This window comes from Nonomuraea deserti (assembly GCF_004348685.1).
Taxonomy (GTDB): Bacteria; Actinomycetota; Actinomycetes; order Streptosporangiales; family Streptosporangiaceae; genus Nonomuraea; species Nonomuraea deserti.
This window is the reverse complement of the sequence record NZ_SMKO01000028.1, coordinates 1-20,276: the sequence shown is the minus strand read 5'-3', so window position 1 is coordinate 20,276 and position 20,276 is coordinate 1. Positions and strand designations below refer to the sequence as shown.

Annotated in this window: 14 protein-coding genes and 1 pseudogene; 9 read left to right on the top strand and 6 right to left on the bottom strand. The window is 64.6% G+C overall.

The window, feature by feature from the left end; genetic code table 11:
• The first annotated feature begins 13 nt into the window (after positions 1 to 13).
• The 9 genes and pseudogenes from E1292_RS51045 (at position 14) to E1292_RS13830 (ending at position 7,418) form a co-directional block, all read left to right on the top strand.
• A complete protein-coding gene (locus E1292_RS51045; RefSeq protein ID WP_161714603.1) occupies positions 14 to 175 on the top strand; it encodes a hypothetical protein in 162 nt (53 codons plus the stop codon).
• A 249-nt stretch (positions 176 to 424) separates the two neighbouring features.
• Positions 425 to 1,147 (top strand): annotated as a pseudogene (locus tag E1292_RS55395) (replication initiator); the annotation flags it as partial.
• A gap of 22 nt (positions 1,148 to 1,169) precedes the next feature.
• Complete coding sequence (locus E1292_RS53690) at positions 1,170 to 1,757, top strand: replication initiator (RefSeq protein ID WP_246090101.1); 588 nt, start codon at positions 1,170 to 1,172, stop codon at positions 1,755 to 1,757.
• Positions 1,754 to 1,945 (top strand): helix-turn-helix transcriptional regulator, encoded by a 192-nt coding sequence (locus E1292_RS13850; RefSeq protein ID WP_132595548.1) that lies wholly within the window; start codon positions 1,754 to 1,756, stop codon positions 1,943 to 1,945. The genes E1292_RS53690 and E1292_RS13850 overlap by 4 nt, the downstream gene beginning before the upstream one ends.
• Positions 1,942 to 3,222 carry a tyrosine-type recombinase/integrase gene (locus tag E1292_RS52225; RefSeq protein ID WP_246090100.1) on the top strand — a complete coding sequence of 427 codons (1,281 nt, stop codon included), beginning with the start codon at positions 1,942 to 1,944 and terminating at the stop codon, positions 3,220 to 3,222. The genes E1292_RS13850 and E1292_RS52225 overlap by 4 nt, the downstream gene beginning before the upstream one ends.
• Positions 3,167 to 3,307 (top strand): hypothetical protein, encoded by a 141-nt coding sequence (locus E1292_RS53685; RefSeq protein WP_246090099.1) that lies wholly within the window; start codon positions 3,167 to 3,169, stop codon positions 3,305 to 3,307. The genes E1292_RS52225 and E1292_RS53685 overlap by 56 nt, the downstream gene beginning before the upstream one ends.
• 906 nt (positions 3,308 to 4,213) lie before the next feature.
• Positions 4,214 to 5,203: an NUDIX hydrolase gene (locus tag E1292_RS13840; RefSeq protein WP_132595547.1), complete on the top strand. Its 990-nt coding sequence runs from the start codon at positions 4,214 to 4,216 to the stop codon at positions 5,201 to 5,203.
• A gap of 161 nt (positions 5,204 to 5,364) precedes the next feature.
• A complete protein-coding gene (locus E1292_RS13835) occupies positions 5,365 to 7,122 on the top strand; it encodes a hypothetical protein (RefSeq protein WP_132595546.1) in 1,758 nt (585 codons plus the stop codon).
• A gap of 2 nt (positions 7,123 to 7,124) precedes the next feature.
• On the top strand, positions 7,125 to 7,418 hold the full coding sequence (locus E1292_RS13830; RefSeq protein WP_132595545.1) for a hypothetical protein: 294 nt from the start codon (positions 7,125 to 7,127) through the stop codon (positions 7,416 to 7,418).
• A 67-nt stretch (positions 7,419 to 7,485) separates the two neighbouring features.
• On the opposite strand, the gene E1292_RS13825 is transcribed toward E1292_RS13830, so the two are convergent.
• From E1292_RS13825 to E1292_RS13800, 6 genes are all read right to left on the bottom strand, one after another.
• Positions 7,486 to 9,147, bottom strand: coding sequence for a HEPN domain-containing protein (locus E1292_RS13825; RefSeq protein WP_132595544.1), 1,662 nt, complete (start codon positions 9,145 to 9,147; stop codon positions 7,486 to 7,488).
• Positions 9,148 to 9,541: 394 nt separating this feature from the next.
• The gene (locus tag E1292_RS13820) at positions 9,542 to 10,036 is read right to left on the bottom strand and encodes a hypothetical protein (protein WP_132595543.1); all 495 of its coding nucleotides are present in this window, start codon (positions 10,034 to 10,036) and stop codon (positions 9,542 to 9,544) included.
• A gap of 102 nt (positions 10,037 to 10,138) precedes the next feature.
• Positions 10,139 to 10,789 (bottom strand): HAD family hydrolase, encoded by a 651-nt coding sequence (locus E1292_RS13815; RefSeq protein WP_132595542.1) that lies wholly within the window; start codon positions 10,787 to 10,789, stop codon positions 10,139 to 10,141.
• Between the two features lie 667 nt (positions 10,790 to 11,456).
• Complete coding sequence (locus E1292_RS13810) at positions 11,457 to 12,062, bottom strand: hypothetical protein (RefSeq protein ID WP_132595541.1); 606 nt, start codon at positions 12,060 to 12,062, stop codon at positions 11,457 to 11,459.
• A 106-nt stretch (positions 12,063 to 12,168) separates the two neighbouring features.
• The gene (locus tag E1292_RS13805; protein ID WP_132595540.1) at positions 12,169 to 17,187 is read right to left on the bottom strand and encodes a LamG-like jellyroll fold domain-containing protein; all 5,019 of its coding nucleotides are present in this window, start codon (positions 17,185 to 17,187) and stop codon (positions 12,169 to 12,171) included.
• A 1,228-nt stretch (positions 17,188 to 18,415) separates the two neighbouring features.
• Positions 18,416 to 20,276: polysaccharide deacetylase family protein (locus tag E1292_RS13800; RefSeq protein ID WP_132595539.1), on the bottom strand; the 1,861-nt coding region annotated here is incomplete at its 5' end.

Sequence of the window (20,276 nt, the reverse complement as noted above, 5' to 3'; positions counted from 1 at the left end):
GGAGATCGACAACATGCGTATCCGCCTCGAAGGAAACCGCGCTGAGATCGCGCTCGGCCTGACCCACCTGCGTGAGGTCTTCACCGTCACCGCGATGTCCAGGGCATTCCCTGACCGGGCTCACCCGCGTAAGTACCGCGTCTACGTCCGCGTCGCTCCGCGCGACAACCGGTGACCGCCATGGACACCACGCTCGCGCATTACCGCTGCTGCACCTGCAGCGGCACCGGCCTCAGCGACGACCAGACCTGTGCCGACTGCCACGGCACCGGCATCGACAACCACGGCGCGTAGCCGTAGCGCCCCCCGCCTGGCCACACATCCGCCAAGATCCGCGCCAGGCCGGGGGCCATCCACACCAGCGTCACTGGATAGGACGGAACCCATCTTGCCCCACCTTGCCCACTCTCACGCTGTGGCCGGGATGATCCACCGGCTCAACCAGCCCGACTACGACCGCTGGGCCTGCCAGATCAAGCGCACCGGCGGCTGCCGCCAGCCCATCCACCTGCACGGCAAAGTCGACCACTACGACCGCGCCACCGGCCGACTCCTGCACCGCTACACCACCCGAACCGAACCCAACGGCGTCCTTCGCGTGCCGTGCAAAACCCGGCGGGTCTCCCGCTGCCCGGCCTGCGCCGAGGTCTACCGAGCCGACACGTACCAACTCGTCCGGGCCGGGCTGGTCGGCGGCAAGGGCGTGCCGGAAACGGTCAGCGCTCACCCATGCCTGTTCGTGACTCTTACCGCGCCTTCGTTTGGAGCGGTCCACGCGCGGCGGGAGAGGAACGGCAAGGTACTGCCCTGCCACGCTCGCCGCGACGCCGAGATCTGCCCGCACGGGCGGGTCATGTCCTGCACCGACCGGCACGGCGCCGACGATCAGCGGCTCGGCGAGCCGCTGTGCCCGGACTGCTACGACTACGAGGGCTCGGTGCTGTTCAACGCCATCAGCCCCGAGTTGTGGCGGCGCTTCACGCTGGCGTTGCGCCGTCGTTTCGCGCGGCTCAACGGGCTGACGGTCAAGGCGCTGCGCGGGCAGGCGACGATCTCCTTCGCCAAGGTCGCCGAGTACCAGCGGCGCGGCGTCGTCCACTTCCATGCTGTCATCCGCCTCGACGGTCCTGACGGCCCGTCCTCGCCGCCACCTGCCTGGGCGACCGCCGATGCTCTGGCGTTGGCTGCTCAGCATGCGGTGGCCGGTCGTCACGGCGGAGGTCAAGCCGCTGAGCCGCAGCTTCCGCTGGGGCACCCAACTCGACGTACGCCGCATCAGCATGGACGGCGATCTCACCGAACAGGCCGTCGCGGCGTACATCGCCAAATACGCCACCAAGGCCGCCGAGTGCGTCGGCACGCTGGACCGGCGGATCCAGCCTCTCGACAACCTCGACACTTTGCCCGTCCGCGAGCACGCCCGCCGGCTGATCGCTGCCTGCATGAGGCTGGGGGCTCACCCGGAGCTGGCCGACCTCAGGCTCATCCAGTGGGCTCACATGCTCGGCTTCCGCGGCCGCTTCTCCACCAAGAGCCGCCGCTACTCGACCACCCTCGGGCAGCTCCGCGCCGCGCGTGAGGAACACATGCGCGCCGAGGAGATCACCACCGGACGGCTACCGCTCTTCGACGAGGACACCGTGCTCGTCGTCGCCCACTGGGAGTACGCCGGTCAGGGCCTCACTATCGGCGAACAGGTCCTCGCGGCGGCGCTCACCGGCACCCGCCTCCCGAGCACGGGCGGTGATCGCCTATGAGCAGGAGCGACGAGCTGCTGACCGTTCCGCAGGTCCTCGCCGAACTGGGCGGGGTCTCCCGCCGCACCTTCTACCGCTGGCGCGAACTCGGCCGTGCGCCGGTCTGCGTGCAGTTGCCGAACCTCGAACTCCGCGTCTGGCGGAGCGACCTCATCACCTGGCTGGACTCGCGACGGGAGGCGGGATGAACACCACGTACGACGTCAAGCTCGGCGGAGTCCAGCACCGTACGGACCGCGAGACACCCACGTTCATCGCCCGCTGGCGCGTCGCGGGCAAGCCCAGGTCCAGAAGCTTCCGTACGAAGGGTCTGGCCAACGCCTTCCTGTCCGACTTGCGGCAGGCGGCGAAGGCGGGAGAGGAGTTCGACGTGGCCACCGGCCTGCCGGTGTCGACGCTCGCGCGGGCGTCCTCCGGGCCGACGTTCCTGGAGTTCGCTCAGGCGTACGTCCTGCGTCGCTGGAACGCCTCGGCGGCCCGCACCCGGGAGACGGACGCCTACGCGCTCCTGTCGCTGGTCCCGGCTCTGGTGACCGACGCGCCGCGCCGCCCTGCGCCCGAAGAACTGAGAGAGGTCCTGCGCATCTACGCACTCATCCCGGAGAAGAGGCGGCCCAGCCTGACCCCGGCCCAAACCGCAGCTCTCGGCTGGCTAGAGCGGGCATCCGTCCCGCTGTCCGCGCTGAAGGAGCCGCACGTTCTGCGTACGGCGCTCGACGCCATCTCGATGACCTTTGCCTGCGCCCCGGCGGGGGCGAACACGGTACGGCGTAAGCGTGCCGTGCTCCATCACCTGCTGGAGCACGCGGTGGAGCAGAAGGCGTTCGGCAGCAACCCGCTGGACGAGATCAAATGGACGGCGCCGAGGGCGGTCACGGTCATTGATCCGCGCACGGTGGTCAATCCAGCCCAGGCGCGGCAGCTCCTCGACGCCGTGCCCAAGGTGGGTCGCAACCGCGGTCCCCGGCTCAAGGCGCTGTTCGGCTGCATCTACTACGCGGCGCTGCGGCCGGAGGAGGCAGCGGACCTGCGGCTGACCAACTGCACGCTGCCTGAGACCGGCTGGGGCCTGATCGTCCTGGAGCGGGCGCGACCTCAGGCAACGAAGCGCTGGACCAACTCCGGGCAGACTCACGAGTCGCGCAGCCTGAAGCACCGCGCGGACAAGGAGACACGAGAGATCCCGATCCCGCCCGTCCTGGTCGCCATGCTCCGCGAGCACATCGCCGCGTTCGGCGCGGCCAAGGACGGCAGGATCTTCAGCACGAGAACCGGCGGTACTTACTCCAGCTCGGCGCACTCCTACGTCTGGCAGCAAGCCCGGAAGCTCGCCCTGACCCCGGCGCAGGTCGCCTCGTCGCTGGCCGCCCGGCCGTACGACCTGCGCCACGCGGCAGTGTCGCTCTTGGTTGAACGCGGGTGTCCCGGCTCCGGAGGTCGCCAAGCGGGCCGGGCACAGCGTTGACGTCCTGCTGCGCGTCTACGCGAAGTGCATGGACGGCCAGCAGGAGCAGATCAACGGCAAGATCAACGACGCCCTGGACATGTAGCCCACATTTATCCATCTCCGGCCCCGGTTGTCCCGGGGCCGCTCGTCTGCACCGCTGCCTTTACCGAGTCGTTCCCGCTGGACGTAGCCGCTCTGCGGGACGCTGACAGACACGGGCAGTGAGTAGGGAGGATCATGCACGAAGATCAAGACCATCCCACCCCTTCGACTGAAGACCACCGTCCGCAGCGGCGTCCGCCGTACGGCCTGCCGCTCCGCAGGCGACCTCGACCTGTCGCCGCGTCCGACTCCTTGCGCTGGCGTAGGTACTCGAATCCCACTCCACCGCAGCGATCACTTCTGGCGGATCGGGCCCGGCTGGTCCGGCCGGCGCCTATCGCTGGTCTTGTAGCCTGCGTGGCCTTCGGTATCTGGTCGACGGCAGGGGGCACAGACACAGCCTCCTCTCGAACGAGCGCCGCGTCACTGCCGACCCCCGGCCCGAGCGTTACCGGGCCCTCGGTCGTGCCCACCTCGCCGCCGACACCCTCGCCCCGGGCACTGCCCTCAACAACGCCCAGCACGTCGAAGAAGAAGACGAAACCGGCCAGGCCCCAACGCCGATCAACACTCTCGGCGGTGCCGCGCTATCAGGGCGCTCCACAGGTCCAACCCCCGAAGACCGCGATCCCTGCTGACCGTGCGAGAACCGCCCGAGACAAGGAAACACGAGTAAAAGGCAGAAGCCGATGGGCCCCGGTGATCGCTGCGAAGTGCGACGAACTGTTCCCACCTGCCCGTCCCGAGTTCCGTATCCGCAACCGGGCCTGTCACTCCCTCTACTGAACCGTTTCATCCTTACGCGGCCTGTACGACGCGGTGGTCTCGAAGGACGGCGATGGTCTGGCCCAAGTGGCCCGCTTGGAAGGGCAGCGTAGCTTGAGCGTTGACCAGTAGGGTCGCCCTTGTGCCCGAGCCGATCATGCGGCCCACCGCCCGCATCCTTCTCCTCGACGACCACGACCGGATCCTGCTCTTCCGTGGTTCAGGACCCGTCAAGAACTCCGACGTGGCCTGGTTCACCCCCGGCGGCGGCGTCCACAGCGGCGAAGACCTGGCGGTGGCAGCCGCCCGTGAACTCCGTGAAGAGACCGGCTTGAAGGTCGCGCCGGAGAAGTTCGGTGAGGTGGTCGCCCTGAGCGAGGGTTACTACGTCGGTTCCGATGACGCTCTCTACTACGCCACCAACCATTTCTTCCTGCTCCGCGTCCAGGCGGTCACGGTGGACGTCTCAGCGATGGAAGAGCTCGAACGCTCGCTTCTGGACACTTACCGCTGGTGGACCCTGGAGGAACTCTGGGACACGGCTGAAAAGCTGATCCCGCGTAATCTGCCCGATCTGCTTGAACCGCTGCTCATGGGCGAGATCCCCGCTGAGCCGTACGTCATCGACTGGCATCACCCCGCGCCAGTTCTCTCCGTGGCCTCTCGTGTGATCGTCATCGACGACCAGGACCGGATTCTCCTGTACCGCGCACCCCGGTGGGCCAACAACAGCGGGCTGGCCTGGTTCACTCCAGGTGGCCGCCTCAATCCTGGCGAAACGCCCGAGATCGCCGCGGCCAGGGAACTGCATGAAGAGATCGGCTACCGGGTCGAGCCCGCTGCACTCGGTTCGGCGGTAGCGCTCAGCGCGGGCGCCTGGGTCCGCGACGACGGCGTGGTGATGCGCTCGGAACACCACTTCTTCGCGCACCGCGTCCCCAGCCTGGAGATCGACACCTTGGGAATGGAAGATTTCGAACGGTCGCGGCTCGACTGCTTTCGTTGGTGGACCCTGAACGAGCTGCACGCCACCACGGAACAAATCCTTCCCACCAACCTTCCCAGCCTGGTAGAAGGCCTGCTCGCGGGCAACCTTCCAGCCGAACCAGTCCCGCTCGTCTGGGACCGGTAGGAGCTTTCTGGACGGTTCCTGCGGCGGCCTGATCGACAGGTGGTCTTCGCCCACAAATGGCCGAGTAATTCCGGTTGCTTATAGGGAAGTGTGGTGCATTTACCGGGATTGGCTGTTGTGCTTGACTCCTCCCTTGTAGGCACACCCTCTGGGAGGGGTCCATGGGGGAGTTCGTCGGAATCGACCCCAGCCGAGCGGAACAGCTCATACGTGAGATGGAGGGCGGTAAGGACGTCCTGGGCCGCACGCGGCACGGTTTGGAGGCGGCCATCGCCGAGGCAGGCTCGTCCTGGACCGGCCCCGCTGGGGTGACAGCCATGCACAGGTCATGGGCGTTCTTCGACGAGACACAGCGTGATCTCAAATGGCGGATGGACACGCTCAAACAGATGGTCCCGAGTTCCGGAAACGGCATGCTAAGCATGGTCTTTCCGTTCGACAGCGAGGCCGAGGCAGCACGCCAGGGGAAAGCCGACGCGAAACCCATCGCGGATGCGCTCAAGCAGCATGAGATTGAGAGCTCGGTAGAGACCTGGCGGAAGGTGACCGAGGCGGCGGGGATAACGAAGGAGAAGCTGAACGATCCCGCGTACGCCGCCGCCCTGCTGAACGGCCTCGGACCGGACAAGTTCCGTGCGCTGTTCATGCACTGGATGAAGGACAAGGGCCCGGCCATGGACAGAGGCCTTCCGCCGGCCATGCTCCAGCAAGGCCGGGAAAGTCTAGGGCCACTGGCCGAGGCGTACGCCAACGCAGAACGCGCCGGACGGCTGGGGGAAGAGTGGCGCGGGAAATTTCTGGAATCCACTCAGCCGGGCGTGCTGACGGCACTGATCGCGATGTCCAAGCCGTCGAGCAAACTCCTTAACCAGGTGGCGCTGCGCGTGCTGGGCCGTCCACTGGGGGCGGACCTCCCGACGAGCCCCAACTGGAATCTGAACGCGCTGGTGGAGGCGTACAACGACGACCCACAGGCACTGCAGACGCTGCTGGCTGACAACAAGGACGCCGCAGGCTGGCTCCTGCATCCCCAGCGCGCCCGGATGAGCGGCGTCACCGACCTCGAAGCGAACCTCGCCGGAGCGCTGGACAAGGCGTTGAACCCCAACGCCGGAACCGCTGATGTCCGCGATCGAGCATGGTTCAACATCATCCGGGGGATGGGCGCCGAGAACAGCCCGTGGATCGGCGGTTCGTGGGGCACGCTCAAGGATTCCCCGATCAGCGAGACCTTGGCCAAGAACGTAGCTCCCTATCTAGACCAGCTCGCCCGTGGGCAATCCAAGCGCGATTCCCCCGAACTGAAGTCGATCTTCCCCACGTCGCCATGGGACACCCTCGCTCCTGATGACGCTTCCCGGTTCATGGGCGGGCTGATGCAGGACAAGGACGCGGCGAACACCCTGATGAAGGCCTCCCAGGACTACACGCTGGGCCTGGACATCGGCCGCTTCCGGCCCTTCGGGGATGAAGCCACCCAGGACCAGTACACCTCCCGCGCGGCACTCGCTGGGGGCGTGGCGAATCTCATGCTGAGCGGCTCGACGCACGCCGAGTGGACCGACGACGAATACGCCGACTGGCTCGCAGGTGTCGCGCTGCTACCCGTCTCGTGGCTCTCCAACAAGTACTGGCCCATCCAGGACGCCAACGTGGCCACCGCCCGAGACGCCGGGATGGATGAGGCCAAGGACGGCCTCAAGGGCATGATCACGGACTTCATCGACAAGAAGACCCCGGCGACGGCGGAGGACGTCGCGGAGAGCATCGTGCTGCGGCAGACACAGTGGGTGAATGAGTCGCTGAATGAGCACGGTCAGAAGCCGCTGACTGACGCTCAGCGGAATGAAGTGCGGATGGCATTCCGAGGACGGGTCTATGACGCACTTGTCAAGGCATTGCAACAGCGAGGAGGGTAGCAATGACCATCCCCAGCCAAGCCCAACTCCTGAGGCAAGCCGCCGACAAGGACCTGCTTGCCGCCACCTTCATGCGATACGCCGAGGAACTCGACGGAGTTTTCTCCGCTACGCTGGCCCAGCCGCAGACGGCAGACGCGTTCTGGAAAGGGCCGGCCGCAGGGCGTTTCATCACCGAGACCATGCGGCGTGCCAGCGAGATTCGCATGCTGCGGGAAAGCTGTGCGTCCACAGCTGATCGTCTGCGAAGGCAAGCCGAGCTCACTCGCGCCGAGGCGGCGCAGATGCCAATGTGAGCTCCAGGCTGATTCCAGCCGTTTTCTTACAGTTGGGCTGGAGGACAGCCTTCTGAACGAAGCTTGACTAACTAAGCCCCAATAGCAATGCAGTACTGCGTCGGCCGCCATCTACAAGTTCAAGAATGTCTGTCCGCTCGGATACCAGTGTTCGGATCGCTTCTATCGCCACATCGAGGGCCCTTTGGCACTTGGGATAGTCATCTGCGGTGAGCGTGCCGTTACCGTGGACAAGACGACTCCTGATCCCATAGATCGCAACCAGCTCGCTGCGAAAATCTTCCCGTTCGGATGGAGAAATCTTGAGCAGCATAGCTAGACTCATCGTGATACGAAACGTAGGTTCGCCTTCCTTGGTGCCGAACAAGTTTTCCCATGCGATGACCGAATCGATCAGAACATCCGAAGGATCGCGACGCTCGGCGATTGCCCGCAGCACTCTCGAAAGTGCCAATTCGATTCTGTTCACACTGGGTGCGGATAGGCGCTCGTACCATGTGTGCCATGCAGAAACTTCAACGTCCGTTAGAGTGACGGGTGTGAACAGCGCTCCGTGGCGAGGGTCGGACCATGATACATCGACACCTGTGCTCAATGGCCTGTCCACGCTTCGCCAAGTTGGGATGAGCTGGGCTCGGTAATCACGTTTGACCGCCAGCATCAGTCCGAATCGCAGCCGTATTATGGCTGGCTCGATTTCTACAGGCGGGTGCAGGTCGTCCGGGAAGGATTCCATGTCCTCTTCGTCGTAAGAGGAAAGACGTATTCTGTAGGGGTAACGGTATTCCAGCACAACGTTCCCTCGATAATCGACTAGGGTGTTGTGGCCAAACTCATCAGTAGTCGTGATCTGTCCAGTCAACGTTGGAGGTGCAAATCTGTTGTCGTTCTCGTTGGCTGGCCGCACGACTCCGTTTGGGATCTCCAAGCGTGAATCCGGAGGAAGACTTACGCCGGTGAAGGCGTATCGCGCCGTTACCGAACGAGGTTTGCCCGCCAGTAACGCCCTAACTAGCTGTAGTTCTTTGACCGCTTGGAGTGTGAATCGTTCTGGTGAAATCGAGTCTGTATCGTCCATGTGACGCCAGGCTGATTCTAGCAACATGTTTAGTAGCATGGATAGCTGCAGCGTTTCGCCACCACCCATGTTGTGGTATATCATCGCGACTGGTCCCAAATGCTTCTCCTCATGCCTAAACTTCCCATGGAGTTCGGCGCTCAAGAGAAATGCTTCAAGGAACGCTTGGGCTTCTGGGTGCTGAAAAATGGCCTGAACTACTCGAATGCTCAACTCTCGTGCAAAGGGGCGACTGGCGAGATCACCAGGAATATCGCTGGGAAGTAGAAAGGCGGGGAATACGTCGCTAGCGATAATGATGAGCAGTCTCTGCGCTTCGTCCTTGGGTGTGAGCTGAACATCCTCCCCTCCAGCATGCGCACGTATTGCTCGCGCACGAGATCTATCGTGAACTCTCCCAAGCGTCAGCCATCCACCCAGCACTTCGCGGTGCTGCTGGTTTTCCGAATCGTGGGGCAGCGACTCGTGGAACTGTCTGATTGCGGCGATTATTTCACGATGCTTGACGCTGAGTGGCGCCTCTCCCGATAGGTGCCGCTGTATGGTGCTACGGTCACAATTCAATATATAGGCCAGCATCTTTGCGCCGACGAGGTTATCTATCCAGGCCAGCGCGATGCGCTCGTCCTCTTCGCTCCTGCCGCCTTCCATGCCTTGATTATCTCTGGATGGGTTTGTCGCGGCAACGATTTTGTTGTTTGTGGTCAGGGGTGATTAGGGTCCTGACCCGTCACCTCATCGGCATCCCTGCTTACAGCGTCGTGATCTATCAGCTACCCAAGGGGCTGAAGGGCGAGGGACAGTCCGCTTGCCCGGTTCTACAGGTTGAAGCGGCGGGGCGTGTCCGGGTGCAAGCAGCGACCGAGTGGTTCGGGGTAGACAGCCGGTCAGGACGGCCGCGGCGTGATTGCGGGTGTACGAGCAGTCGGTAACACGCTGGCGGGAGGGTGACAGACCGGCGCTGCTTCGGAAGGGAGTGGTGTCCGCCTGATCCAGACCGGGCTCATTTTCGGCCCTCAGCATAGCCATGACCGGCTCTACGAATTCAACCTGCGTAACAGCTCGTTTTTCCGACGATGAGAATATTTGGTTTCTGGCCGTTCCGAACGGTTATGATAAACGTTATTCCTGTGGTCGGATGCTGTAGTACAGCCACACCGACGTTCTCGTCACGAAGATCCAGGTCATCTATCGTTGTGTCGTAACCACGCAGGCGCAGCCAACTCCCCAGCAGTCCTGCCACATTGCCTGGTGACTGCTTATATGGCGGACCTGTGAGATTTCCCTGAGCGCGGAAGAAGCGCTGTACTTGGCCTTTCAAGCACCCTGCTTCGCCGTCCTGGTCTGCTCGTTCGGTCGCGGTAGCGGATCCTATGCGCGCGAGGTCTTGTGAGGCCAAGAGCTTGTCGCCGTCCGTGATGAGCTGTTTCGAGGCCTCGTCCATCGTGGGCTTGTCGGCGTTCCCTGTGCAACCAGCCACAACGGCGACAGCGACGAGCGCCGCGGCAACAATAGGCAGTCGGCGATCATTCAGGCGCACGTCCTGGACACTACCTCTGCCTCTCGCCCTCGTACACCTCGTATGCCTACTACGTACTGAACGCTTAATTGGTTGCGGTCCGTGGGGGTGGCCAAGCTTCTATCAGCGTGCGTCATGCAGCACGTCGAATGCTTCTGCGACGTCGGCAACCACATGGTGGGCTCGGTGTTCGTGTCCTGACCATGTTCCCCGGTCAATCCAGATCGTGCGAAGCCCGGCCGCCTGTCCTCCTTGAATGTCGGCGACGGGGTTGTCACCGACCATCCAGCCGCTCCCGTCGAGGCTGGTCCCGCATCGCTGGGCGGCGATCTCGAACAGCCCAGCCTCGGGTTTCCTGATGCCCTCGACCCCTGACACGGCGTAGCCGTCGACTGCGTCGGCCAGGCCGGTGCGCCGGAGCTTGCCGAGTTGGTTGTCGGCCGTGCCGTTGGTGACGATGCCCACGCGCCATCCGGCGGCGCGTAGATCGGCTAATCCAGCCAGGACGCCCGGGTAGCACTGCACGAGGTGGGGCATGCGTCGGCGGTAGCCGGCCCATAGCTCCTGGACCGGCTCCGCCAGGCCGAAGTGTTCTCGCACCCTGCTGAAGAACGCTTCTCGATGTGGGTGCGTGTCGCGATCCTGGCCGACGAGCCAGGTAAGAGCCTCAGGATTCAGGTGCTGTTGACTGACGAACTCCTCAGCCCACCGGACGAACGCGGCATCGAGGTCAATGAGCGTTCTGTCTAGATCAAAGAGGGCGAGGCGCTGCACGATCCCGATCTTAGAGACGAGCGCCCCCTGGGTGACAGCCCGTCCCCACTACCTGCGGCTGACCTCGGGAAACGTCATCAAGATCATCCCCCATATGTCCCCAGAACTCTGTCCTACGGCTGCATCTGGGTGCCTCCGGCGGCCTACCGGGGGTCGGACAAGCAAAGACCTGCGGCTGAGAAGCCGCAGGTCAGAGGCCGAAATGCCTGGTGGAGATGAGTGCCCCCGGCAGGATTCGAACCTGCGGCACCCGCTTTAGGAGAGCTCGAGTCGAACATCGTCCGTTATATGCCTTTCTGGGCGGTATGTGGCTGCCGCCCGAAGTGCATCCGGTTCCTCAACAACGAGCTTCCACACCCATCAGTTGACCTCTGTTTGCGCTGGTCGGAACGAAGTTCGTGGCGAAGGCCACGTGAAGCGTTCCCGCTCTTTAGGTGCGGATGCTTCGACTCGATTGGATGTCGCACGGCCGGCATGAGCATGCGTGGCGGCTGCCGTCGCTCCCGCGATCTCAGCTCGACGTTTCGCCATCGACCCATCTGCTCCGTAGTCATGTCTGCACGCCGTCCCAGGTAAGTCGATGCGCTCAGGTTGCCCTCCGCTCATACCGGCCTCGTGGCGAGCAGGGGCGACAAGTTCCCACGTGGTTGTTCAAGTGGCTCGGTCGCTACACGATAGGACGATGTGGATCGATTGGCACGATTAGACGCGGCCTTGCGAGTAAGGCCTCGTTAAAACGAACTCCGCTTTCATGCTCAATGATGGCCAAAAAGATGGCGGTTGCGTCTCTTTCTAGCTCTCTGTCGTCATAGAGAGATGCAAGGAGTGCGGCGTACGGAGTTAAGGGACCGAGGAACTCTGTCCAGGGAGTGGACGGATTGGCGAGGGGTTCGGGACACTGTACCTCCCCTTCGGCGTCTCCGTAGCGCACATACAGGGTGCCATTGCCCTCGATGTCCTGGGCCAGGTACCAATGCCTAAGTTCTTGGCCGGCCAGTCGATCGGTCACCTCTTTACGGTCGGGGTCCGGGTTGATTCCGTCTAGTGTGACGATTCCGTTGTCGATGGCTATCAGCATGAGGTCCTCATCGCCATCGGTGTCATAGGGCCCTGGAGGGCCGGCAGGCTGCGTAAGAGGGGCCGATCGTAGGCGGCGGATGGCTTCCGCAGATGTCAGTTGGCCGGAGTCGGGGATGGTTAGCGTGTATGCGAAAATGTCGAGAGTCAGTGTTCTCAGCGTCTCGACATATTGTTCGATCATCTTTTCCAGCATGCATATCTCCTGTAAGCCGGCGTCCCCCGGGATGAACGATGTCTGCTCATCCCGGGGGCAGTTACGGTGTCGAGCTATCGCGAATCATGCCTGGACATGCGCGCTTCTACCAATTTCTATAGCCTGGCACAATCGCTTTCACTAAGAAGTGATCGTACGGTTTCGTACGTTTATCTCCGTCCACGCCAAGGATGCGCTGTGAGCCGTAGTACTTGCCGAGGTTCTTGCTATCCTCGTTGTTGTGCTTGTGGTAGACGGGTCTAACGGAGAATCGTCGGAAATTTGAATCCTTCCCGTTGTTGGCTCCGGTCCACGACCCCTGCATGGTGGACTGAAATGGATACTCGTCACATTCATACAGCTTGTGAGAGCCTTTCTTTCCCAGCACTGGGTCTGTGTCGTCGTATTCCTTGAAAAGGTTCCGGCAGAGTGCTCTCGACTTGTCGTTGTTTCCTTTCTTCCAGTTGTTATTGACGTTTCGTGTCAGATGCCCGGTGGTAGGGGTTCCTGGCATTGCCTTGCTGGCGGCCTTCGGATAAGTGAGGATGGATGCCTGTAGCGCGGTCCATATATGGCCTGGAACGCTTCGGTAGGCCGTGAGGACGTTACCCTCGTCCTCGTGGGGTTTTCCCGGACGTGTCTCGGTCGTCTCGTAAGTCGTTTGCGCATACGGCATGACGCAGCCAGTACCGTAGGACTTCACGATGTACGAAGCGGAATCGCATCGGACGGTGGGCACACCCTCCGCGTAGATATACCTCGGCTTCTCCGAAGGTACTTCCGGGTACCAGTGTTTGTAGTAGAACCTGGGGTAACAGAACGCAACGAGGTCTTCACCGGCAAGGCCGGGATCTGTCTCTTTGGATACGACGGCGAACTCGGCGACCTTGCCGTCACGCCACTGCTGCCAGCTGCCCTCTACGTAAGCCGAGTCCATATGACAGTCGGAGTTCTCGGAGTTCTTCACGCCGAATGCGAGCCACGCCCAATTCTTTGAGGCGCCGTGCGCTTCCACGTCATACAGTTTAATTGACCAACGGGAGATACGATCCCTCGGAGCCCCCGTCTTCTTACCGTTGTTGAAAGCGCGTCCGACGATCACCGCTTTGGCGAAGACGCCTCGGTTTATTTCGGGGTTGCCTTCAGGGAGCTTGAAGTCGCCGACCGCAATTGTCTGGACCGAGCAGTAGGTCTGCCGGTTGAGCGTGAAGCCGGGATCGTCGTACGCCCCAGGGGTATCGAGGCATTTCTGGAAGAGCGGGTCATCGTCGGCCAAGGCACGCGCTGCAGATGTCGGTGTCGCGGCTGCTGGCTCCTCCTGTTTGATGGTCAGATCCTGCCAGCCCGTCCAGGTCCCCGTGGTTCCGGAGCCGTTGAGGCGCGCTCGCCACCTTAGGTTCTCGCCAGGCCGCAACTTCCCCTTGGGAACCTGCAACGTCACCCGGGAGTCTCCGTGATCGGCGGTGGCCTGGCCGGACCAGATCAGCTGCTTGTCCGAAACCACCTTGCCCGCCTTGACAGACTTGGAGGGTTCGCGGGCGACCTCCATCTCCACCCTCGTCTCGCCGTCGCGCCCGGCAGACAGCCACGCGGTCAGGCGGGGAGTGGAGGTGGAAGCGATGGTGATGCCGTCCACGCTGCGGCTGTCACCGACCGCAAGCTTTCGGACTCCGGCAGGCGAGTTCTTTTGCGACCGCTGGGTCGCCACCCCCGTTTTCGCAGCACCGACATGGGTACGCATGTCGGTTTGGATCTCGGCCGCGGTCTGGGCGCGGTTGTAGATTCGCACGTCGTCGATTAGGCCGCTGAAGAACTCTTCCCTCCAAACGCTGTTGCCGCCTAGGCGCAGTGCGCCGCCGTCGTCGACGAGGTCGCCGTTGATCGGTGCCTGGTCGATCTGTGTGCCGTTGACGTACAGAGTGGCCATGCTGCCGTTGTAGGTGACGGCCAGGTGACTCCACTGGTTCAGCGGCAGCGGGCTGCCGTTGGACACCCCCCGCGGCCCGTCAGCGGTTTGCAGCCAGCCCAGGGGGAGCAACTCGTCGGCGGAGGAGTACAGGCCGTAGGAGCCGCCGTCGGCGGTTTCCTTCATCAGCACCGTGTGCCAGTGGTCCGCCGCCGCCGGCTGTACCCATGCCGAAAGCGTCAGCGCGTTCGTCAGGCGCAGTGATTCGGCGTGTGGAACGGTGACCCAGCTGGAGGAGCCGTTGAAGGACAGGGCTTTGCCATGCTTGCCGGTCGTCCAACTGGTGTCGGTCGCCGCTCCGGTGTTGTTCTGCCCTGAAGAGTCCCCGACGCTGGTGCCCGTGCCCTCTTCCATGCCGTAGGCCGCCACCAGTCCCGGCACCGGGTTGGGCGTGGGATCCGGCGTCGGCGTGGGATCCGGTGTGGGGGTCGGGTCCGGATTCGGTGTGGTGGAGCCGACGGGGGTGTTCATGTCGGCCTGGATCTCCGTTACGGCCTGGGCGCGGCTGTAGACGCGCACCTCGTCGATCAGGCCGTCGAAGTACTCGCCGAAGACGGAGTTGCCGCCGATATGCAGCAGGCCGCCGTCGTCGTAGAGGTCGCCGCTCATAGGGGTCTCATTGACCGGCTGACCGTTGACGAACAGCCGCAGGGCGGCACCGTCGAAGGTGACCGCCAGGTGGCTCCAGGTGTTCACCGGCAACGGCTCGAAGCCGTCAACGTACGACGAATCGTCGGGAGAGGTTTGTACCCAGCCACCCGGAGCTGACAGGTCAGTGGCGGCGTACATCGTGTACGAGATGCCCCCGGCGCTCAGCTCCTTGCCCACCACGCTGCTCCAGTCAGCCACTGAGGCCGGGTTGACCCAGGCCGACAGAGTCATCCCAGTTGCCAGACGCAGCGACGCGGCATCTCCGACGGTGACCAAGCTGGAAGAGCCGTCAAACGACAGAGCCTTACCGTACTTGCCATTCGCCCAGACGGTGCCGCTGCCCGTGCCAGTGTTGTTCTGCCCCGAAGAGTCCCCGATGCTGGTGCCCGAGCCCTCGTTCATGCCATAGGCCGCCACCAGCCCCGGCACCGGCGCAGTTCCTCCCACGGTCGTAAACGTGGCAGAGAAGTCGCGCATGACGTTTCCGGCGGCATCCTTAGCCGCCTTGACCTCGATGCGGTATCGCTCAGCTTCCTTTAGGGATTGCTCGGGCTTGAGCACCCAGCCCTGATCGCTCGGTTCGACTTCCTCTGTATCAGGATCGTCCCCAATGGGCGTCGCGCTGAAGGCAACATCGGTTCCCGCCGCATCCTTCAAAGCGAAAGTCTGGTTTGTTACCGATTCCGTGAACGCGACGCGAATCTCCTCGTCGAGAGCGACGCCGGTGTCACCGTCGGCTGGCTTCGTCATCACCTCAGGAGCCAGCGTGTCCGCAGTGGGAGGATCTTCCGGGGTATCGACGCTGCCGCCTTCCTCCCGGATGAACTCTTCCAACTCCTCCTCGGTCATGTCTTCCGGCATAGGGAGATCGTCCGGGTTTACGGTGACAGACTGAGTGGAGTTCAGCGTTCGTTGGCGCGTCTCTTCATGGCTTGGATCGAGACCAGGCGGGCTGCCGTCCTCGCTCTCCCGGGACCGCTGCTCCGCCAGGTCTTCTGGCGTAGTCCCCCAGTCGCCGTACTGGAACGTGGCTACCTCCACCGTGGGAACGGGCTCGTACTCGATGAAGAGGACGGGGCCGCGGGGGGTGAGGGGGTAGGTGTCGTAGCCGCCGTATTCGTCGGAGCGGTAGGAGCGCCAGTTCTGGGCGACGGTTTCGGTGGGGGAGGTGAGTCGGACGCCTTCGTCGGGCTCACCGGCCACCCACTCGCGCACCATGTCTTCGATGGAGTAGTACAGCTCGCCTTCCCCTCCAGGACAGGGAATGGTCGCGCTGTAGGCGCCTCTGTTGCCGACCTGGCCGTTGACCGTTACGGATGGTTGGTTGTTCCAGGTCAGCGTGTTGACGGTCCAGGGATCGGTGATGCGGTGGGCCACGATGCCGGGGTTGTCGTCGCTGCAGGTGTGGGAGTTGTAGTTGTGCAGCCGCAGGTCGGCGTTGGTGATCGTGGCGCCCATGAGTGGTGTGTCATGGATGTTGAAGCGAATGTAGGCGCGGTGGGTGCGGGTCCCGCTGTGTGAGCGGCCGGCGGTCAGAGACTCCAGCAGGGCGTTGTCGTCGCCGTTGGGAAGTACGTTGCTGACGTGGGTGTCGCCGGCGATGCCGGTGCCCTCCCAGATTTCCGAGGCGGCGGTGACCGTGACGGGGTAGGTGACGGCTGGGTCGGTGAGGAAGTCGGCCTTGGCGATGAGGACGACGCTGTCGCCGTCCACCGTGGCCTTCGCCTGGCCGACGTGCCCTTGGTCAGGGCTGGCCATGGCGGCGGCGTCCAGCATGGGCGCGGCCGACAGGTCGTCGACCTCTTTGCCCTTGGCGTTGAGTACGCCGGGGGTCTTGTCCGGGCCCTTGCCCAGTTTGAGGCCGTCGGGCAGGCGCATGGGCACGCGCAGTTTGAGGTCCTCAGCTGGCCGCTGGCGGATGACGACGTCGTGGCGGAAGCCGCTCGGGGTGACGGTGACGACCAGGTCGGTGCCGGGGCCGTAGGCGTCGGGGTAGGTGGCGCTGTTGTTCTCGACCACCGGTTCGGGCAGCCTGTCGGGTGCGGCGATGGCCGCCTTGCCCTGGGCGCCGGTGTAGGTGACGGCGTCGGTGTTGCCGCCCGTTGACAGGGTGAGCTCGCCCAGGCTGGCTTTGGGCCGCAGGACGCCGTCTTCTTCGATCAGTCGGGTGTCGATCGGCTGCCAGGCGCCGTCCTTCTTGACCCGAACCGGGGTACTGGACAGCTCGGCACGTATGGTCTTGCCGTCGGGGTTGGCGTAGAAGGTGCCCGTTTCCGAGCGCAGCGCCTCGATCTCGACGCGCTTGTTGTCCTTCTTGGCCTGTGCCAGCGCGGCCCCTGCCGGGGTGCTGGTGTTGGCCGGTGGAGTCGTGGCAGCGGGGGATGGCGTGGGGCCCTGGGCGACTGCGGGTGCGCTCGTGATCGCAAGCGGCAGTGTGAGGACGGCGATCAGGGCGGCGCGGCGGCGCGTCCGGGTGGATAAGCCAGACGCTAATCGTGATGTGTTCACTCCAGCCTTTCGAACAGAGGTATCAAAACGGAGTGATCATCACACGGGCAGGAACTAAAAGTAAAGATCGTTTTCAGTAACGGGAAAGACTTGCTCCGTAACAGCGCAACCGCCCTCTCCTGCGGGTCGGCACTCGCACCGGCACCGGCCTTACGTCAGATGTATCAAGCCCCTTCGGGTGTAAGCCTGTCCTCGCTCAATCCTCGGCGGGGTTGCCCGGTAGCCCTTCCGGAGACTGACCATCGCCCTCGGATCAGGCATAGTTATCGACTCTCGCAGGGTGCTCACTGCCGTCCACGTCATCACGCACGGCGACGCCGTACGGGAGCCACGCGGCACCGTTGGTGGGATCACGCCTATCGACGGTCTCGCTGCGTCAAGACGGCAATTTGGGGCAAGCTCGATATCGCCCGCTTGCCTATCGACAGGTTCTGCGAGGAGTTATAGATGGGAAGCCCGCGGGCGGTCGACGCGGGCGGCATGGAGCGGCTGGTCTCGCGTAACAGCCGCTTGCTCGCTGACGCCGCGCAGACACCAGCGGACTTTCCACCCGTCGGTGAGCGTGCCCGCGGGGACGGCGATGCTCGCCCCCGTGCCGGAGGCGATGTTGTCCACGGCGCCGGCCCAGATCGGTCCGCTGCCCTGCCCATCGAGTGCGGACGGTTCGTGCTCGATCTTGGCTTCGGCGTGCAGCGCCTGGCCGGTCGGATGGGTGAGGGTGGCCTGCAGAGTGGGGTGACCGTGTCGGCCACCCCCACGCCGTCCACCACCTTCGACGGGTGATGGTCAGGCCGGTGGCGGTGGGCTTGGGCAGGCTGACGGTGAAGGACCGCCAGGCCGACCAAGCGGATGTGGCGGTGGGTGACGCCGCGCCGGCTCGCCAGCGCACCTTCCAGCCATCGTTCAGCGTGTCCGCCGGAACGGTGATGCTCGCCTGGGTGCCGGCCGGGACCTTCATGTGCCACCGACCGCCATCCTCGGTGGCGCAGCGTACCGCCGCCGGCCAGGACGACGGGATCCCGCTTCGGATGCTCGGTCAGCACAGCCATGACCTGAGACAGCGATCTTCTTCGCTGGCGTTTCCTGCGAGATCCGGCGCCCGCGCGCGGCTGAGTGGCCGGTTGCGCCGTCGTGAATGTCGGCGTCTAACACCGGGGTCTCGGGCACGTCGGTCTTGCCGACCGGCGGCCACCTACAGTTCGAGCCGGTGGCCGGGACGGCCGGACCGTCACCACCGTACGGGCAGCGTCACGATGAAGCGGCCGAGCGCGCCCGCCAGCAGCCGGTGGTCGTGCAGCGACGGGTGCCAGTCGCAGCCGAGCAGGTCGAGCCCTAGGGCGTCGTTGTCGTAGTGCAGCGCCGACACCCGCCTGTCGCCCTGGCTGCTGCGTTCCCGTACGACCTGCTCGACGAGGTCCGCCAGCGGGGTGCCGGACATCGTCGGGTAGGTCAGCACGATGAACGTGCCGGGGCCGTACCGGAGGCGGAGCTTGGCCAGGAACCCCAGGTAGGCGGCCCGGAAGTCGGCGGCGAGCGCGGCGGTGTCGGCCCACGGCTCGCCGGGGTTGAGCGGGGTGGAGAAGTCGTTGATGCCGAGGCCGACCACGACGACCTGCGGTCTCCAGGCCTTGGGCAGCTGCCAGGCCGCGGTGCCGGCCGCCTGGAGGGTGCGGTCGTAGTACGTGCGGAAGTCGGTGCCGGGGCTGCCGCCGTTGTAGTTGCGTACCATGCCCAACCCGGACCAGGCCGTGAGCTGGTGGTCGGCGTTCAGCGTGCGGGCGGTGAGGGCGCCGAAGGCCTGGTCGGCGTTGGAGTTGGGGTTGATCCCGCCGCTCGCCGAGCAGTCGCGGCTGGTCGACATGTTGCCGTAGCCGGCGGTCCAGGAGTCGCCGATGAACTCGATCTGCCGGGCGCGGGCAGCGGGCGGGGCGAGGACGCGGCCCCCGGGCGCGGCGACGAATCCGCCGAACTCGCCGGGCGTCCACGGGCTCTCGGTCCTCTTGGCGAGGCGTACGGTGTGCACGCCGCCACCGAGGCCGGTCACCCAGTGCGTGGTCCTGCCGGGCGTCCGTAGCGTGACCGGGGCGACGCCGTCGATCTGGACGTCGTAGTCGTTGGCGGCGTCGTTCAGCTTGATCCCGACCCCGGTGCCCTGGAAGCGGCCCTCGAAGGTGACGCCCGGCCAGGTGTAGCGCACGCTGTCGCCCAGGTCTTCGACGCGACCGGTGGTGCGGGCGTGGGCCAGGGTGTCGCCGGACGGGTCGGTACACGTGACGCCCGCGACGGCCTCGTCCCCGGTGCGGGTGCCGGTGAGACCGAAGGTGGTGGACCTGCCGGGCCTGACGGCGCTGTTGTGGCGGGTGCCGGTGACGGTCACCGTTCCCGTGGTGCCGGTGGCGACGCCGCTCCGCACGGCGCTGATCCGTACCCCGGCGGGCAGCGTCAGTGTGACTCGCCAGCCGTCGAGCGGGGTGGTGCCGGTGTTGGTCACGACGACCTTCCCGCGGAAGGCGCCGTCGCGGGCGGAGATCGTCCGGTACGCGGCGGCGCACGTGTTGCCTGGGGCGACCGCCCGGCCGGTGACGGGTGAGATCTTGCCGGCGCACAGGCCGCGTTCGCGCAGGTCGGCGGCGATCCGCGGGATGGCCTGTACGGTGTTCGCGGGCCAGTCGTGCATGAGGATCACGTCGCCGGACCGCAGCTGTCTGGCCTTGGCCGCGATCTGGTCGGCGGTGGCGTTGTTCCAGTCCTGAGAGTCCACGTCGGCGTTGATCTCGGTGAGGCCGTGCCGGCGCTGCACCGCGCGCAGCTCGTCGTCGGTCTCCAGGTACGGCGGGCGGAACAGGCGGGGCGTGGCGCCGGTGACGCGCGCGATGACGTCCTGCGTACGGGAGATCTGCGCGGTCTGCTGCTCGGCGGTGAGCTGCGTCATGTGGGGGTGGTCCCAGCTGTGGTCACCGATCCACATGCCGACCGCGACCTGCTGTCTCGTCAGGTCCGGGTACGCCTCCACGTTCTGGCCGACGTTGAACATGGTGGCGCGCAGCCCGGCGGTTCTGAGGGCGGCCAGCAGGGCGGGGGTGTTGCCG

Coding starts and splice junctions, on each gene's coding strand:
- E1292_RS51045 (WP_161714603.1), top strand. CDS start 14: ATGCGTATCCGCCTCGAAGGAAACCGCGCTGAGATCGCGCTCGGCCTG.
- E1292_RS53690 (WP_246090101.1), top strand. CDS start 1,170: ATGCTCTGGCGTTGGCTGCTCAGCATGCGGTGGCCGGTCGTCACGGCG.
- E1292_RS13850 (WP_132595548.1), top strand. CDS start 1,754: ATGAGCAGGAGCGACGAGCTGCTGACCGTTCCGCAGGTCCTCGCCGAA.
- E1292_RS52225 (WP_246090100.1), top strand. CDS start 1,942: ATGAACACCACGTACGACGTCAAGCTCGGCGGAGTCCAGCACCGTACG.
- E1292_RS13835 (WP_132595546.1), top strand. CDS start 5,365: ATGGGGGAGTTCGTCGGAATCGACCCCAGCCGAGCGGAACAGCTCATA.
- E1292_RS13830 (WP_132595545.1), top strand. CDS start 7,125: ATGACCATCCCCAGCCAAGCCCAACTCCTGAGGCAAGCCGCCGACAAG.
- E1292_RS13825 (WP_132595544.1), bottom strand. CDS start 9,147: ATGGAAGGCGGCAGGAGCGAAGAGGACGAGCGCATCGCGCTGGCCTGG.
- E1292_RS13810 (WP_132595541.1), bottom strand. CDS start 12,062: ATGCTGGAAAAGATGATCGAACAATATGTCGAGACGCTGAGAACACTG.